The sequence below is a fragment of the Bradyrhizobium sp. 2TAF24 genome, assembly GCF_052115025.1.
Classification (GTDB): domain Bacteria; phylum Pseudomonadota; class Alphaproteobacteria; order Rhizobiales; family Xanthobacteraceae; genus Bradyrhizobium_A.
Window position 1 is genome coordinate 26,906 of the sequence record NZ_JBFRFW010000021.1, and the last position, 16,241, is coordinate 43,146.

Here is a 16,241-nt window from a genome sequence, read left to right on the forward strand (position 1 = left end):
GTTTTTTGATGCGCGCATCTTACCTGTTCACCAGCGAGTCGGTGTCGGAAGGTCATCCGGACAAGGTCTGCGATCGGATTTCCGATGAAATCGTCGATCTCTTCTTCCGTGAAGGCCCGAAGGCCGGCATCGACCCCTGGGCGATCCGTGCGGCGTGCGAGACCCTCGCCACCACCAACCAGGTGGTGATCGCCGGCGAGACCCGCGGCCCGTCGACCGTCACCAAGGACTGGATCGCCCACGTCGCCCGCATGGCCATCAAGGACATCGGCTACGAGCAGGACGGCTTCCACTGGGACAAGTGCGACATCAAGGTGCTGCTGCACCCGCAGTCCGCGGACATCGCCCAGGGCGTCGACGCGCTGCAGCCCGGCACCAACAAGGAAGAGGGCGCCGGCGACCAGGGCATCATGTTCGGTTACGCCTGCAACGAGACGCCCGAGCTGATGCCGGCGCCGATCTACTACGCCCACAAGATCCTGCGCCTGATCTCCGAAGCGCGCCACGCCGGCACCGAGGCGGTGCTTGGCCCGGACTCCAAGAGCCAGGTCACCGTGCGCTATGAGAACGGCCGTCCCGTCGGCGTCACCCAGATCGTGGTGTCGCACCAGCATCTCGTCGAGAACCTGACCTCCGCCAAGGTGCGTGAACTGGTCGAGCCCTACGTGCGCAAGGCGCTGCCGGATGGCTGGATCAGCAAGGACACCATCTGGCACGTCAACCCGACCGGCAAGTTCTACATCGGCGGTCCGGACGGCGACGCCGGCCTGACCGGCCGCAAGATCATCGTCGACACCTACGGCGGCGCGGCGCCGCACGGCGGCGGCGCGTTCTCCGGCAAGGATCCGACCAAGGTCGACCGTTCGGCGGCCTATGCGGCGCGCTACCTCGCCAAGAACGTCGTGGCGGCCGGCCTTGCCGATCGCTGTACCATCCAGCTGTCCTACGCCATCGGCGTCGCCAAGCCGCTGTCGATCTATGTCGACGCCCATGGCACCGGCAAGGTGCAGGAGAGCCAGATCGAGAAGGCCGTCGCCGAGGTCATGGACCTGACGCCGCGCGGCATCCGCAAGCATCTCGATCTCAACAAGCCGATCTACGCCCGCACCTCCGCCTACGGCCATTTCGGCCGCGCGCCGGACGCCGAGGGCGGCTTCTCCTGGGAGAAGACCGATCTGACCGACGCGCTCAAGGGCGCGGTCTGACACGTTTCCGGACGAGGCGTGGCCGCAAGGTTGATTGCGGCCGAACCGTCGTCGGCGTGACTTAAAATGCGTCCAAACGAGAAATGAGAGCGCGCAACGCTCTCATTTTTTCCTCATTCATGTTGCGTGTTCCCCGCGGCTTCTCGCATGTCCGGGGACATGCCTTTCAAGGGATCCTCCATGAGCACCGCCGACTACATCGTCAAGGACATCAGCCTCGCCGCGTTCGGCCGCAAGGAAATCGACCTCGCCGAGACCGAGATGCCCGGCCTGATGGCGACCCGCGCCGAATTCGGCGCGTCGCAGCCGCTCAAGGGCGCGCGCATCGCCGGCTCGCTGCACATGACGATCCAGACCGCGGTGCTGATCGAGACGCTGAAGGCGCTCGGCGCCGACGTGCGCTGGGTGTCCTGCAACATCTACTCGACCCAGGATCATGCCGCGGCGGCGATCGCGGCGGCCGGCATTCCGGTGTTCGCCTACAAGGGCGAGACGCTGACCGAGTACTGGGACTACACCGCCAAGCTGTTCGACTGGCACGGCGGCGGCATGCCGAACATGATCCTCGACGACGGCGGCGACGCCACCATGTTCGTGCATCTCGGCCTGCGCGCCGAGAACGGCGACACCGCGTTCCTCGATAAGCCCGAGAGCGAAGAGGAAGAAGTGTTCTTCGCGCTGCTCAAGAAGAAGCTGGCCGAGAAGCCGAAGGGCTGGTTCGCCGAGCTCGCCAAGAGCATCAAGGGCGTGTCGGAAGAGACCACCACGGGCGTCAACCGCCTGTACCAGCTCGCCGCCGCCGGCAAGCTGCTGTTCCCGGCGATCAACGTCAACGACAGCGTCACCAAGTCGAAGTTCGACAACCTCTATGGCTGCCGTGAATCGCTGGTCGACGCCATCCGCCGCGGCACCGACGTCATGATGTCGGGCAAGGTCGCGTTCGTCGCCGGCTTCGGCGACGTCGGCAAGGGCTCGGCGGCGTCGCTGCGCCAGGCCGGCTGCCGCGTGCTGGTGTCCGAAGTCGATCCGATCTGCGCGCTGCAGGCGGCGATGGAAGGCTATGAGGTCGTCACCATCGAGGACGCGCTGCCGCGCGCCGACATCTACGTCACCGCGACCGGCAACAAGGACATCATCACCGTCGACCACATGCGCGGCATGAAGGACCGGGCGATCGTCTGCAACATCGGCCACTTCGACAACGAGATCCAGGTCGCGGGCCTTCGCAACCTGAAGTGGACCAACATCAAGCCGCAGGTCGACGAGATCGAGTTCCCCAAGGGCAACCGCATCATCCTGCTGTCGGAAGGCCGCCTGGTGAACCTCGGCAACGCCATGGGCCATCCGTCGTTCGTGATGTCGGCGTCGTTCACCAACCAGACGATCGCGCAGATCGAGCTGTGGACCAACCCCGGCAAGTACGACAAGAAGGTCTACACGCTGCCCAAGCACCTCGACGAGAAGGTCGCGATGCTGCACCTCGCCAAGATCGGCGTGAAGCTCACCAAGCTGCGTCCGGACCAGGCGGCCTACATCGGCGTGACGCCGGAAGGCCCGTTCAAGTCGGATCACTATCGCTACTGATCGCGTGCGGCCGTCGGGCCGCGCGACATCCCCGTCATGAAAAAGCCCCGGATCGCTCCGGGGCTTTTTTGCGTCTGCGCGACCCGCTTTAGGGAGACAATTCTTCGAGTGTTCTGCCCTTCGTTTCGATCGCAAGCAGTGCTGTGACGATCGCGCCGACAAGCAGCACCGCGGCGAATGCGACGAACACAGATTGGATTCCGGCCTTCGCCAGCAACCATCCAACCGCGATAGGGCCGGCCGAAGAGCCGAGCCGCAACCACGCACTGCCGAGGCCGGTGCCAAGTGCCCTCAGGCGAGTTGGATAGAGTTCGGCTGAATAGAGGTAGAGCGAGAAGGTGATGGTCTGGACAACGGCGTAAGCGAGGCCTGCCAGGATCAGCACCTCGATCGGTGAGGTTGCGCCGAGAGTGGCGAGGGCGATGAGGGGGAGCGAACCCAGCATGAATGCGAACACGTACCAGCGCTTGCGCCCGACTTTGTCGATCAGCAAAGCACAGCACACGGCGGCTGCGACGCCAGCGGCCGATGTCAGCAAGCCATAGAGCAGGCTGGTTTCGAGCGGCAGGGCGAAGGTCTGGCGATAGAGGGTCGGCAGCCAGGCGATAAGCCCATTGGCGACAAAGTAGGAACAGAACCACAGGGCCCAAATAGTGAAAGTGCGCCGGCGATAGAAGTCGGAGAAGAGTTCGCTCCATTGCGAACGTGCGTTCATCTTGGGTTTCGCTGCGATCGGCTGGGGATCTGCCAGCACATGGCCCTCGGCCCTCGCGCTGGCCTCAAGCTTCGAAACGATAGCGTCCGCTTCGGCATAGCGTCCATTGGCTGCAAGCCAGCGGGGCGATTCCCTCATAAAGAAGCGCAGGGGAAGCAGGACGATCGCAGGCGCCAAGCCGACCATGAACATCGCCTTCCAGCCATAGGCAGGCACCAGCGCACGGGCGATCAAGCCGGCTCCGACGAGGCCGAGCAGGAACATCACCTCATAGAGCAGAAAGAACCGGCCTCGCCCCCGTGAGCCAATGTATTCGTTGATGTAGGCGCTGGCGACCGGCACCTCGCCGCCCGTTCCGATGCCCTGGATAAAGCGGAACAAGACCATCGACGCTGCGCCTGCGGCAAACAAACAGGCGATATCCATGCTGACGAAGAGCAGGATGGTGAAAAGCAGCACCTTGAGGCGGCCGAAGCGCTCGGCCAGCCAGCCGAACAACACGGCGCCGATGACCTGGCCGAGATAACCGGCCGAAAGAATCATTCCGGTTTGCTCCGGCCGGAGCCCCCATTCGCTGACGAGCACCGGCATGGCGTAGGCAATGGCGATGACCGTATAGCCATCGAAAAAGGTCGCTGCGCCAATGATGTTGCGAGTCCAGAAGACTTGCCTGGTGACGGGCAAGCGCTCAAGCCGGGCGCTGATGTCGCCTGACGGGAATACTGCGGCGTCGGCTTGCGTTCGCAGGGAGTGCTGATTCATCACGTTCCTCCTCGCCGCCGGAAGCTTATTTGCTCCGTTCGGCCACGTGCATCTTCCGGTTGGGGGCGGCGGCACGCCGCTCGCGACGCTTCCGGTGCATGCATCGGAAGCGTCGCGTCGTATTACTCGGCGGCCAGCAATTCCGGCGCGACCGCGCCGATACCCGCAGCATCGAAGGCCGCAAAGATCTCCTTCTCAGCTTTTTCGCCGAGATTCTTCAACGGTTCGCGGATCGTCGCATGATCGAGCAGACCACGATGAACGAGGCCGAGCTTCAGCGCCACGGTCCCTTCCATATGCGATCCGCGGTGGTAGACGGCGCGGGTGACAGGCAGCAGTTGCTCGAAGATCTTGCGCGCCGCGGGATAGTTCTGCGCCTTCCCGGCCTCGATCAGTTGCACCAGCAGTTCCGGTGCGATGTTGCCGTACCCGACCAGCAGGCCGTCGACATCAAACATCGTCGGCAGCAGCCATTCGTCATGGCAGGAGAGAACCTGCAGTTTGGGGTTGGCCTGCTTGATCTGCGGGATCTCGACGTACCAGCGCTTCATGTTGCGAACGCCGTTCTTGGTCGCGACGACACCTTCCTGCACCGCGATCTCCAACTGGGTATCGAGATCGTAGGAGGCCTTGGTTGCGTCGGGGTACTGGAACAGGATGCATTGCAGGCCTGATTCCTCCCAGATCGCCTTGTAGCGGGACTGCGGCGCGCCCTTTTGATAGCCAAAGCGCAGCCACCCGTGGTTCGGATAGACCAGCGCGCCCGTTGCCCCTGCGGCCCTGCACTTCCTGGCCTCTTCAGCCGCGACCTTGGTGCCTTCGCCGGTGATGCCCGCGATGATCGGCACAGCGCCGTTGACCGCCTCGACATAGGTGCGAATGAGGTCAAGGCGCTCCTTTTCGGTCAGGAACGTCCCCTCGCCAGCGTGCCCCAGGATGACGAGGCTCTTCACGCCTTCGATCGATACCAGCCACTTGGCCAGCCGCGCATTGGCGGGGTGATCGACTTCGCCGTCACGCGTGAAGGCGGTCACCGGGGCGGGGCTGAGGCCTCGAAGGTCCATGGGGGTCATTGCGCGTCTCCTCTGAGCGGATGCATGAGAACGTTATTGGGAACGTTCCCATTGGAATATTGCAATCGTTCCCTGTCAAGGCTAGAATCGCATCTGCGGAAAGAAATTCGTTTCAGGGTGACGGATGTGACCGAGCCTCCCAAAGCGCACCCTGCCTCCAGCCGGGTCACAATTCTCGATGTTGCACGCGTGGCGGGCGTGTCGAAATCGAGCGTGTCGCGGTTCCTTGATGAACGGCTGCCCCGATCGGAGAGCGAGACGGCGCGGCGGGTCAGGCAGGTCGCCGCTGAACTGGGTTATGTGCGCGACGTATCGGCTGCCAGTCTGCGGCGCGGGCAGACCAACACGATCGGCGTCATCGTTCCGCGTCTCACCGACACGGTGATGGCCATGCTCTACGAGGCGATCGCTCGCGCCTGCAGTCGGTCCGGTCAGTTCGCGGTCGTCGCGACGACCGACGATGAATCGGATGCAGATCGCGCTGCAGCGCAGACGCTGATCCAGCGCGGCGTCGACGGCTTGATCCTCTCGACCGCGCGTGAGGGCGGTGGCCTCGCCGAAGAATTGCTGGAGCGCGAAGTGCCGTTCGTTCTTGCCCTGCGCACGGATGGAAGGAGCCTGTCCTCGGTCGGCGACGATCGACTGGGCGGCTATCTTGCGACCCGTCATCTTATCGATCTCGGCCATCGTCGGATCGGCCTCATCGCAGGCCCGGACTATGCCTCAAGCAGTCGGGAGCGGCTTGCGGGCTACCGTCAGGCCATGGCTGAAGCAGGCCATGAGATCAATCTTCGCTGGATCGTGCCTTCGACCTTCGGCATCCAGTCCGGTGCCGACGCTGCAATGGCATTGATGGCTCTGAAGCCCGCGCCGACCGCGATCTTCGCGGTCAACGACAACACGGCGATTGGTGCGCTCTCGGCCCTGACGCGGCTCGGCCTGTCCGTGCCGAGCGACATCTCGCTCGTCGGCTACAACGATATTCCGCTCGTCAGTCTCCTGCCCACGCCGCTGACATCGGTGCGTGTTCCTTTTGATCAGATTGCGTCCAATGCTCTCGATCTTCTCAATGCCGGCGCAACATCGCCGCGTGAGCGGATGAGAGTGGCGGCACCAACGCTCATCCCACGCAAGACAACGGCCGCGATCGGTCGCTAGCGAGGTCGAGGGGCTCATTCCTTCCGTTCAGGTCGGGTGGGACGCGCAGTTCATGGTGCCCGGCCTTTCCGCGACATCCTCGCCTCATGAAAAAGCCCCGGATCGCTCCGGGGCTTTTTTTGCATCGTGCGGCTGAACAGTTCCTCGGCGTTCAGCCGGTCTCGGTCACGACCCCGATCCCCGCGATGCAGGTCCGTTGTCTCCTTGAGGTCTGTTGTCTCTTATCGTCAGTTGTCCATCCGCTGGCCCGCGGCCCGCTGCTGGATGCTTTCGAGGGTTTGCGAGACTTCGAGGCTCGCCATCGACAGCAGGTAGGCTGCCATCCGCTGATCGAGCTTCTCGGCCAACTGCATGGTGGACGCGATCCGGTTGCCGAGTTCCTTGAGTTCCTTCTGTGACTGCATTCTTCTCCACCGCAGACTGTTGTGGCCTTCGACAGGCGGGAGGACGAGAACGAGCACAACTGCCGCCCGGCGCGGACAGCCAGAGACTCGTCAAAAACGGCGGAATATGTGGCCCGAGCCCCCGGCGCTGACCATTGGCCAGTTCTGGCTATTGACCGCGGAATGTGAGCAATCGCAACCGGACGGAACCTCAAAAACGGCAATAGCCCCGGGAGGGGCCATCGCAATGACAACGGGCCGGTTCGGCCGGCAGAGAGCCCGTCAGGCGGGCTCGCCGATCGCGATCTTCAGGGTGCCGATGCCGTCGATGCCGCACTCGACCCGGTCGCCGGGGGAGAGCGCCGCGACGCCGGCCGGCGTGCCGGTCATGATGATGTCGCCGGCCCCAAGCGACACCTGCAGTGACAGGCGGGCAATGATCTCGGCGACATTCCAGATCATCTCGGAGAGGTCGCCCTTCTGCCGCTCGCTGCCGTTCACCGACAGCCAGATCCGGCCGCTGGTCGGGTGGCTGATCTCGCTCGCCGGCCGCAGCGCGCCGCAGGGCGCGGAGAGGTCGAACGACTTGCCGATCTCCCAGGGCTGCTCCTTCTTGCGCGAGGCCATCTGCAGGTCGCGCCGGGTCAGGTCGATGCCGACCGCATAGCCGTAGACATGGTCCAGCGCCTGAGCAGGGGCAATGTTGAGGCCGCCGCTCTTGAGCGCCACCACCAGCTCGACCTCGTGCTGGAAGTCCTTGGTCAGCGTCGGGTAGGGGATGATCGCGCCGTTCGGGGCCAGCATGTCGGCATGCTTGGCGAAGAAGAACGGCGGCTGGCGCTCGTCATTACCGAGCTCGCGGATGTGCTCGAGGTAGTTGCGGCCGACGCACCAGATCCGGCGGACCGGGAAGGTCTTGTCGAGGCCGGCGATCGGCAGCACGGGCGTGGCGGTGGGGGGAATGACGAAGGAAGCGCTGGTCGACATGATTGGGGGTCCGCTGGCTGGGCGACAGGAAGGAGCGGCGCAGGCCTGCGGGCCGGCGCCGGCCCCAATTTAGGCGGAGGTCGCCACCGGCGCCAGCGGCGCCGCTTCACGATGCTGCAAGCGGAAGAACGAGGCGTAGCGGCCGCCGCGGCGCAGCAGGTCGTCGTGCTGGCCAGATTCGACGATGCGCCCGCCCTCGACCACCAGGATGGCGTCGGCATGCATGATGGTGTGCAGGCGGTGGGCGATGACCAGCGTGGTGCGGTTCTGGCACAGATGCGTGATGGCTTCCTGCACCTGCCGCTCGGACTCCGAATCCAGCGCCGCGGTGGCCTCGTCGAGCAGGATCAGCGGCGCGTCCTTGAGCAGCGCGCGGGCGATCGCCACGCGCTGGCGCTGGCCGCCGGAGAGCTGGGTGCCGTGCTCGCCGACCGGGGTGTCGTAGCCCTGCGGGAAGCCCATGATGAAATCGTGGGCGCAGGCGGCGCGCGCCGCGGCGATCACGTCCGCCTCCGAGGCGCCGAGACGGCCGAACGCGATGTTCTCGCGGATGGTGCCGCGGAACAGATAGACGTCCTGGCCGACATAGGCGGTCTGCTGGCGCAGCGAGCGCCGCGAGATGGTCGAGATGTCCTGGCCGTCGATCACGATCTGGCCGCTGTTCGCCTCATAGAGGCGCAGCAGCAGCGCCAGCACCGTCGACTTGCCGCCGCCGGACGGGCCGACCAGCGCGGTGACTTTGCCGGGCTCGGCGACGAGATTCATGTGGTCGAGCACGACCTCGTCCGGGCGGTAGGCGAAGCTGACGTCGCGCAGCTCGACGCGGGCCTGCGTCAGCTTGAGCGCCGGCTTGTCGCTGTCGTCCGGCTCGGTCGCCGGGCTGTCGACGATCTCCAGCAGCTTGCTGGCGCCGATCAGGTTGCTGTTGAGGTCGAGGTTGAGGCGGGCGAGGCGCTTGGCCGGCTCGTAGGCGAGCAGGAACGCGGTGACGAACGAGAAGAACTGGCCCGGGGTCGAGCCCTTCACCACCACGCCATAGCCGCCATAGATCAGCGCGCCGGCGATGGCGAAGCCGCCGAGCATTTCCATCAGCGGGCTCGAGCGGTTGGAGACGCGGGCCATCTTGTTGGCGTTGCGCTCGACGGCCGCGATGTTGGCGTCGATGCGCGCGCGCATGGTGTCTTCGAGCGTGAACGCCTTGACCGTGCGGATGCCCTGCAATGATTCCTGCATGGTCTCGAGGATGTCGTTGGTGTTGGCGAACTGGGTGTGGGCGAGGTTGCGCACCCGCCGCACCAGCTTGCGCAGCACGATGATCGCCGGCGGCGCCACGACGAGGCCGAACAGCGACATCACCGGGTCCTGCATCAGCATGACGACGACGAGGCCGATGAGGGACAACAGGTCGCGGCCGACCGCGGTGATCAAAAGGCTCAGCACCTGCGTCACCGAGGTCGCGCCGGCGGTGAGGCGGCCGAGGAATTCCGAGGAGTGGCGGTCGGAGAAGAAGCCGATGCTCTCGCTCATCAGCTTGCTGAACAGCCGGCGCTGGTTGGTGGCGACGATGGCGTTGCTGATCTGCGACAGGATCACCGACTGGCCGTAGGTCGCCGCGCCCTTGGCGGCGAACAGCGTCATGGTCACCAGCGACAGCATCAGGATGGCGTGGAAGTCGCGCGCCACATAGGCGGCGTTGATGACCTCGCCGAGCAGATAGGCGGACCCGGCGGTGCAGGCCGCCACCACCGCCATCATGGCGAAGGCGACGAGGTAGCGCCGCCAGTAGGTGAGGCCCTGCTCGGTGACCAGGCGGCGGATCAGGACCGCGGCGCCATACGGATCGTCCGTGATCTTTCTCGGGGTCTTGGTCGGGGGCTTGGCAGCAGTATCGGTCATCCGCGGTCCGTCGACGGGCATGGGAACAGGCGCACGTGGTTCCGGCCGCTGGAACCGGTTGCGGCTGGACCATACGGCGGCGTTCGGCCGAGCCTTGTCGGGGTGCTGGCCCCTTGGAGGCCAGGTTCGTGCGAAACGCTTGCCTCAATGCCCTCGCGGGCGGGTTTTTTCAAGCCAAATCAGGGCTTGACGCCGGGCGGAGCGCTGCTCCGCGGCCTGTTTCGGGCCTCCCGGGGGGAAATCAGGCCGCCCTCAGCAGGCTCCCCGCCTGATCAGAACTTGCGGTCGAAGATTTCGGTGCTGTCGTGATAGTTCTCACCGCGCGAATCTCTGATCTGAGCTGATCACACGGGGAGTACGGAGCGTATGAAAGCTGAAAAAAATCTCATCGCGGCATTGATCATCATACTTCTGACGCCGTCCATATCCCTTGCAGATGGCATCAATGGCGAGAGGATTTTTTTGAAGAGATGCGCTGTGTGCCACGGCGTCGATATCAAAGGTACAGGGCCATTGGCTCAGAAAAGCGTTCCTCCAACGCCCGATCTCACAACCCCTGCGTTCAGGAAACGCCTGCGCGATTATCCAGGCGTCATCGTATCGTCCGTCATCCTCCGTCCAAACGGCGATCTCATTCCGAAAACATTGCGAGAGAACGGCGTAAAGCTGCCTGCATTCGCATGGACGGTTCAGGATTTCCGCGATCTGAATGAGTACATGGCGGGGGTCATCACAAAAACGAATTGACCGCGTCGCCGCGCATTTCTCCGGGATCGTCGCAAAAGCCCCTTTTTGAGGGGCGTGGCGGGTCAGGCGATCGCGGCGCGGCTGGTGCTGCTGCGTTCCTGCAGCAGCTTTTCCTCCCAGGCGAGCGCGTGGGCGGCGATGGTATCGAGGTCGTCGTGGCGCGGCGTCCAGTCGATGGCGCTGCGGATGCGCCGGGTGTCGGCGATCATGGTCATGATGTCGCCGGGGCGGCGATCGGCATGCTGCACGGCGAAGTTGCGGCCGGAGACGCGCCGCACCGCCTCGATCACCTCGAACACCGAATAGCCGCGGCCGTAGCCGCAGTTCAGCGTGGTCGAGGCGCCGCCATCCATGAGGTAGCCGAGCGCGGCGCGATGGGCGTCGGCAAGGTCGCTGACATGGATGAAGTCGCGAATGCAGCTGCCATCCGGCGTCGGGTAGTCGGTGCCGTAGACGTCGAGCTTGGCGCGCTGGCCGGTGGCGGCCTCCACGGCGATCTTCAGGAGATGGGTTGCGCCCTGGGTCGCGAGCCCGATGCGGGCCTGCGGATCGGCGCCGGCGACGTTGAAGTAGCGCAACACCACATAGTTCATGCCATGGGCGGTGGCGACGTCGTGCAGCATGATCTCGGTCATCAGCTTCGACATGCCATAGGGCGACAGCGGCCGGGTCGGCGCTTCCTCGACCACCGGCATCTGCTCGGGGTTGCCGTACACGGCCGCAGTCGAGGAGAAGATGAAACGGGGGATGTTGCACTTCACCGCGACGTTGAGCAGGTTGCGCGTCGTCATGGTGTTGTTGCGGTAGTAGCCGAGCGGGTCGCGCAGCGATTCCGGCACCACCACGGAGCCGGCGAAATGAATGATCGAATCGACATGATGGGCGGCGATCACGCCCTCGACCAGGTTCTCGTCGGCGACGTCGCCGATGAACAGCGGCACGCCGTCCGGAAGGTAGTGGGAGAAGCCGGTGGACAGGTTGTCGATGACCACCACGCTCTCGCCGGCCTCCGCCAGGGCCAGAACCATGTGGCTGCCGATATAGCCGGCCCCGCCGGTCACAAGAACGGTCATGCGATCACCTCATTCCCCCGGCGGCCGGAACGCGGCCGCCGCATGTGCTGTCGGCCGGATAGCCTCCGGCGCGGGCACGACAGTGCATGGCGCTTGGTCGATATCAGGTATAACGCAGCGGGCGCGCGGCGCATTTCTGTGGCTTTTTGCGTCCGAAACCGCTTTATGGTTTCCAAACCGTAACGTCGAAGGTGCGTATTTCCTCTCGTCGCATGTCCAGCATCCTGATCATCAAAACCTCCTCGCTCGGCGACGTCGTGCACCAGATGCCGGCGATGACGGACCTGCGCCGCGCGCATCGCGACGCGCGGCTGACCTGGGTGGTGGAGGAGGCGTTCGCGCCGCTGGCGCGGCTGCATCCGGCGGTCGATGCGGTGGTGCCGGTGGCGACGCGGCGCTGGCGCAAGCAGCTGTTGCGCGGCGCGACATGGCGAGAGATTTCGGCGTTCCGCACCGCGTTGCGCACCGTCGCGGCGCAGATGGTGGTCGATACGCAGGGTCTGTTGCGCTCGGCGCTGATCGCGCGCGCCGCCGGCGGCGAACGCCACGGCTATGACCGCGACAGCATCCGCGAGCCGATCGCCTCGCGCTTCTACGATGTCACCCATCGCGTCGGTCGCGACCTGCATGCGGTGACGCGCAATCGCCTGCTCACCGCGGCGAGCCTTGGTTATGAAGCGCGTCAGGCGATCGACTATGGCCTGGTGCGGCCGCCGCGCGGCGACGGCGCGCCTTATGTGGTGCTGCTGCACGGCACCTCGCGCGCCAGCAAGGAATGGCGCGAGGTCGACTGGATCGGGCTTGGCAAGTGGCTGGCCGCGCGCGGCTTCGCGGTGCTGCTGCCGTGGGGCAATGCGGCGGAGGAAGTGCGGGCCGGCCGGCTTGCGGCGGCGATCCCGGGGGCGAAGGTGCTGCAGCGCCAGCCGCTCGATGTCACCGCAACGGTGATCGCAGGCGCGGCGCTCGTGGTCGGCGTCGACACCGGGCTTCTTCATCTCGCGGCGGCCTACGGCGTGCCGCTGCTCGCGATCTTCCTCGCCACCGAGCCGGGGCTCACAGGGCCGGTCGGCGGCGGCACGATCACGGTGCTGGGCGGCAAGGGGCAGTATCCGTCGTTCGTGCAGGCGGCGAGCGTGCTGGAGCAGCAGGTGCTGCCGTCAGTCACCTTGTGACGGATCGAGCAGCGCGGCGACGAAGGCATCGAGATCGCCGCCGGAAAACTTGACGCCCCTGACTCCCGCGGCGACCGCCGCGTCGATGTCGATGTCCTTGTCGCCGATCATGAAGCTGTTCGCCCTGTCGACGGGCCAGTGCGCCATCAGGTCGAGCAGCATGCCGGGCTTCGGCTTGCGCCAGTCGCTGTCGCGGCGATAGCGCGCGACCGGCGCCTCGGGATGATCCGGGCAATAGCGGATATCGTCGATGCGCGCGCCGGCGCGCGACAGCTCCGCGCGCATCCAGTCGTGCAGCACACGCACGTCGTCCTCGCTGAACATGCCGCGGGCGACGCCGGACTGGTTGGTGACGACGAACACCAGGTAGCCGGCGTCGTTGAGCCGGCGCACCGCGCTCGCCGCGCCCGTCATCCAGCGGACGCGGTCGCGGTGGCCGATGAAGTCGTCGTCGTGGTTGAGGACGCCGTCGCGGTCGAGGAAGGCGGCGGGCCGCGGCGCGAGCGGGCTGCTTGAGCCGCTCATGCCTTCGCGGCGGCGAGCAGCATCTGCTCGATCTCGTCGCAGACGGCGTGGCCGGCCATCATGTGGATCTGCTGGATCACCGGCGTGTCGTCGGTCGGCGCGACGAGCAGCAGGTCGCAGTGCTCGCGCATCGCTTCGCCCTTGAGGCCGGTGAAGCCGACGGTGGTCAGGCCCTGCGCGCGCGCGATCTTCAGCGCCGCGATGACGTTCGGCGACTTGCCGGACGTCGAGAAGCCCCAGAACACGTCGCCGCGCTGGCCAAGACCCTGCACCTGGCGCGCGAACACCTGCTCGAAGCCGTAATCGTTGGCGATGGCGGTCAGTGCCGAGGTGTCGGTGGTCAGTGCGATGGCGGCCCAGCCCGGGCGGTCGATCTTGTAGCGGCCGACGATCTCGGCGGCGAGATGCTGGGCGTCGCCGGCGCTGCCGCCGTTGCCGGCCATCAGCACCTTGTGCCCGGCCTGCAGCGCCCCGGCGGTCGCGGTGGCGATGGCGTGGGCGGTCTGCACCAGGCCGTCGTCGCAGGCCGCTTCCGTCATGGCCGCAAGCGAGCTCTGGAAGTGGGCAGCGATCCGGTACTGGCTCAAGGGAAGCTCCGCCTTTCAGAAGTGTGCCGCAGTGGTACTGGCCGCCCGCCGCCGGTGCAAGCGCTCAGGTCGGCACCGGCGCGGCGGTAATCCCGAGCCCGGCCAGGATGTCGCCGGCAACCGTCAGGACCCGGGCGGCGCCGATGTCGGTCATGCAGCGGTGGTCGTTCACGGCGCAGACCGGCTTGTGGCACGGCTGGCAGGACAGCTTGGTGTCGCATTGCAGCGTGGCGGCGAGGCCGTTGAGCGGCGCCCAGTGATAGGGGCTGGTGGGGCCGAAGATGCCGACCGAGGGCGTGCCGATGGCGGCGGCGACATGCAGCAGCCCCGAATCGTTGGAAATGGCGAGGCGGGCGGCGGCGAGCGCCAGGATGCCGTTGCGCAGGTCCGTGCCGGTGAGGTCGCGCACCCGCGGCCCGCCGGCGGCGACGATGGCGTCGGCGAGCGGCTTCTCGCCGGGGCCGCCCACCACCCAGACGTCGATGCCGCGCGCGGCGAGCTGCCGGGCGAGCTCCGGATAGGCCGTCCAGCGTTTCGCCGGGCCGACCGCGCCGGGGGCGAGCGCCACCGCCGGGCCGTCTCCCAGGCCGTTTCTGGCGCGCCAGGCGGCCATCTCGGCGGCGGGGACGACGAGCTGGGGCGGCGGCCAGTCCATGGTCAGGTGGGTGCCGCGCGGCAGCGTCAGCGCCACCTTCTTGTCGATCATCCGGGGCAGGGCCCGTTCGCCCCAGCGCCAGTCGTTGAGAAGGCCGAACCGCACCTCGCCGACGAAGCCGACCCGCTCGGGGATGCCGGCGAGCGCCGGCGCGAGGGCGCACTTCCAGGTGCGCGGCATCATCAGCGCGGTTCCGTAGCCTTCCGCCCGCAGGGCTTGCGCCAGCCGCCATTGCTCGGTGAGCGCGAGCTGGCTGCGCGGCAGGTTCCAGACCACCCCCTTGCGCACCCCCGGCATGTAGTCGAGCAGCGGCGCCACCAGGCTGGTCGCCAGCATGTCCACCGGGCGGTTCGGCCAGCGCTGCTTCAGCACCCGCACCGCGGTGTGGCCGCGCACGAAGTCGCCGATCCACATGTAGGGGACGATCAGGATCGGGCGGGTGTCGGACGGGTCGACCTGCGACGGATCCAGCTTGAAGTATGAATCTTGATTCATAGTTATATGACAGTCCCACGGCCCGGCGGGCTGGATTGGCGCGCGGTGGCGCGCTTGTCTGCTGCCTGCCGGTTATCGCCTGCCGCCGGCGGCGTCCAGTGGCGTGGCGAGAAATGTTGACGCCAGCCCCCGTCCCCAGAAGGTGCATGAATGACACCGGACGTGAGTTGCCTGCCGGCCGGGTCTGGGGCAAAGGTGGCCCCCGCAACGCAAAACTGGAACTTGTCATGCTGCTGGTGACCGGTGGGGCCGGATTTATCGGATCGAATGTCGTGGCCGCGCTCAACGAGGCCGGCCGCGCCGATGTCGCGGTCTGCGACCACCTCGGCAGCGAGGGCAAGTGGAAGAACCTCGCCAAGCGCCAGCTCGCCGACGTGGTGCCGCCGGCCGAGCTGATGGCCTGGCTGCAGGGCCGGCGGGTCGAGGCCATCATCCATCTCGGGGCGATCTCGGAGACCACCGCGACCGACGGCGACCTCGTCATCGACACCAATTTCCGCCTGTCGCTGAAGCTGCTGGACTGGTGCACCGCCAACGCGACGCCGCTGATCTACGCCTCGTCGGCCTCGACCTATGGCGACGGCGAGCAGGGGTTTGCCGACGACAGCTCGGTGGCGGCGCTGAAGCAGCTGCGGCCGATGAATCTCTATGGCTGGAGCAAGCACCTGTTCGACCTCGCGGTGCTCGGGCGGCTGGAGGCCGGCGACAAGCTGCCGCCGCAATGGGCGGGGCTGAAGTTCTTCAACGTGTTCGGCCCCAACGAGTACCACAAGGGCACCATGGCGAGCGTGCTGGCGCGCCGCTTCGACGATCTGCGCAGCGGCCGCGAGGTGCAGCTGTTCAAGTCGCACCGCGACGGCATCGCCGACGGCGACCAGCGCCGCGACTTCATCTATGTTGACGACGTCGTGCGCGTCATCATGTGGCTGCTGTCGCGCCGCTCGGTCAGCGGGCTGTTCAATGTCGGCACCGGCCACGCCCGCAGCTTCCGCGACCTGATGCTCGCCGGCTATGCCGCGCTCGGCCGCGCGCCGAACATCACCTACATCGACATGCCCGAGCAGATCCGCGGCAGCTACCAGTATTTCACCGAGGCCAAGGTCGATCGCCTGCTGGCCGCGGGCTATAATGGCGGCTTCACGCCGCTGGAAGAGGCGGTCGGCGCCTATGTGAAGGACTTCCTCGACCACACCGATCGTTACCGCTGATCGCGCCAACTTCAGG

General features: G+C 66.1%; 15 protein-coding genes. 6 read left to right on the forward strand and 9 right to left on the reverse strand.

Annotated features, from left to right (window positions below):
* Window positions 1-8: 8 nt before the first annotated feature.
* Together metK and ahcY are read left to right on the forward strand one after the other, a co-directional pair.
* Window positions 9-1,205, forward strand: a complete 1,197-nt coding sequence (gene metK / locus AB4Z37_RS27215) for a methionine adenosyltransferase (protein ID WP_441519836.1) — start codon at window positions 9-11, stop codon at window positions 1,203-1,205.
* A 180-nt stretch (window positions 1,206-1,385) separates the two neighbouring features.
* Window positions 1,386-2,789, forward strand: a complete 1,404-nt coding sequence (gene ahcY, locus AB4Z37_RS27220; protein ID WP_441519837.1) for an adenosylhomocysteinase — start codon at window positions 1,386-1,388, stop codon at window positions 2,787-2,789.
* Window positions 2,790-2,877: 88 nt separating this feature from the next.
* On the opposite strand, the gene AB4Z37_RS27225 is transcribed toward ahcY, so the two are convergent.
* Both AB4Z37_RS27225 and AB4Z37_RS27230 read right to left on the reverse strand, forming a co-directional pair.
* Window positions 2,878-4,266, reverse strand: a complete 1,389-nt coding sequence (locus AB4Z37_RS27225) for an MFS transporter (RefSeq protein WP_441519838.1) — start codon at window positions 4,264-4,266, stop codon at window positions 2,878-2,880.
* 122 nt (window positions 4,267-4,388) lie between these two features.
* Entirely contained in the window at window positions 4,389-5,339 is a 951-nt protein-coding gene (locus AB4Z37_RS27230; RefSeq protein WP_441519839.1) for a dihydrodipicolinate synthase family protein, read from the reverse strand.
* A gap of 126 nt (window positions 5,340-5,465) precedes the next feature.
* Between AB4Z37_RS27230 and AB4Z37_RS27235 the strand changes: the two genes are divergently transcribed.
* Entirely contained in the window at window positions 5,466-6,497 is a 1,032-nt protein-coding gene (locus tag AB4Z37_RS27235) for a LacI family DNA-binding transcriptional regulator (RefSeq protein WP_441519840.1), read from the forward strand.
* Window positions 6,498-6,724: 227 nt separating this feature from the next.
* Here the strand turns inward: AB4Z37_RS27235 and AB4Z37_RS27240 are convergent, their stop codons facing one another.
* From AB4Z37_RS27240 to AB4Z37_RS27250, 3 genes are all read right to left on the reverse strand, one after another.
* Window positions 6,725-6,901: a hypothetical protein gene (locus AB4Z37_RS27240; protein ID WP_441519841.1), complete on the reverse strand. Its 177-nt coding sequence runs from the start codon at window positions 6,899-6,901 to the stop codon at window positions 6,725-6,727.
* A 261-nt stretch (window positions 6,902-7,162) separates the two neighbouring features.
* A complete protein-coding gene (locus AB4Z37_RS27245) occupies window positions 7,163-7,867 on the reverse strand; it encodes a fumarylacetoacetate hydrolase family protein (protein WP_441519842.1) in 705 nt (234 codons plus the stop codon).
* Between the two features lie 69 nt (window positions 7,868-7,936).
* Entirely contained in the window at window positions 7,937-9,763 is a 1,827-nt protein-coding gene (locus tag AB4Z37_RS27250) for an ABC transporter ATP-binding protein (RefSeq protein WP_441519843.1), read from the reverse strand.
* Window positions 9,764-10,129: 366 nt separating this feature from the next.
* Here AB4Z37_RS27250 and AB4Z37_RS27255 point away from each other — a divergent pair, with 366 nt between their 5' ends.
* Window positions 10,130-10,510 carry a c-type cytochrome gene (locus AB4Z37_RS27255; protein WP_441519844.1) on the forward strand — a complete coding sequence of 127 codons (381 nt, stop codon included), beginning with the start codon at window positions 10,130-10,132 and terminating at the stop codon, window positions 10,508-10,510.
* A gap of 62 nt (window positions 10,511-10,572) precedes the next feature.
* Here the strand turns inward: AB4Z37_RS27255 and galE are convergent, their stop codons facing one another.
* Window positions 10,573-11,583 (reverse strand): UDP-glucose 4-epimerase GalE, encoded by a 1,011-nt coding sequence (gene galE, locus AB4Z37_RS27260; protein ID WP_441519845.1) that lies wholly within the window; start codon window positions 11,581-11,583, stop codon window positions 10,573-10,575.
* 212 nt (window positions 11,584-11,795) lie between these two features.
* Here galE and waaC point away from each other — a divergent pair, with 212 nt between their 5' ends.
* Window positions 11,796-12,755: a lipopolysaccharide heptosyltransferase I gene (waaC, locus tag AB4Z37_RS27265; protein ID WP_441519846.1), complete on the forward strand. Its 960-nt coding sequence runs from the start codon at window positions 11,796-11,798 to the stop codon at window positions 12,753-12,755.
* Here waaC and AB4Z37_RS27270 read toward each other — a convergent pair.
* The 3 genes from AB4Z37_RS27270 to waaF form a co-directional block, all read right to left on the reverse strand.
* Window positions 12,741-13,280, reverse strand: coding sequence for a D-glycero-alpha-D-manno-heptose-1,7-bisphosphate 7-phosphatase (locus tag AB4Z37_RS27270; protein ID WP_441519847.1), 540 nt, complete (start codon window positions 13,278-13,280; stop codon window positions 12,741-12,743). The genes waaC and AB4Z37_RS27270 overlap by 15 nt on opposite strands.
* The gene (locus AB4Z37_RS27275; RefSeq protein ID WP_441519848.1) at window positions 13,277-13,867 is read right to left on the reverse strand and encodes a D-sedoheptulose 7-phosphate isomerase; all 591 of its coding nucleotides are present in this window, start codon (window positions 13,865-13,867) and stop codon (window positions 13,277-13,279) included. The genes AB4Z37_RS27270 and AB4Z37_RS27275 overlap by 4 nt, the downstream gene beginning before the upstream one ends.
* A gap of 64 nt (window positions 13,868-13,931) precedes the next feature.
* On the reverse strand, window positions 13,932-15,017 hold the full coding sequence (waaF, locus tag AB4Z37_RS27280) for a lipopolysaccharide heptosyltransferase II (protein WP_441519849.1): 1,086 nt from the start codon (window positions 15,015-15,017) through the stop codon (window positions 13,932-13,934).
* A 227-nt stretch (window positions 15,018-15,244) separates the two neighbouring features.
* On the opposite strand from waaF, the gene rfaD reads away from it, so the two are divergent.
* Window positions 15,245-16,225, forward strand: a complete 981-nt coding sequence (gene rfaD / locus AB4Z37_RS27285) for an ADP-glyceromanno-heptose 6-epimerase (protein ID WP_441519850.1) — start codon at window positions 15,245-15,247, stop codon at window positions 16,223-16,225.
* Window positions 16,226-16,241 lie beyond the last annotated feature (16 nt).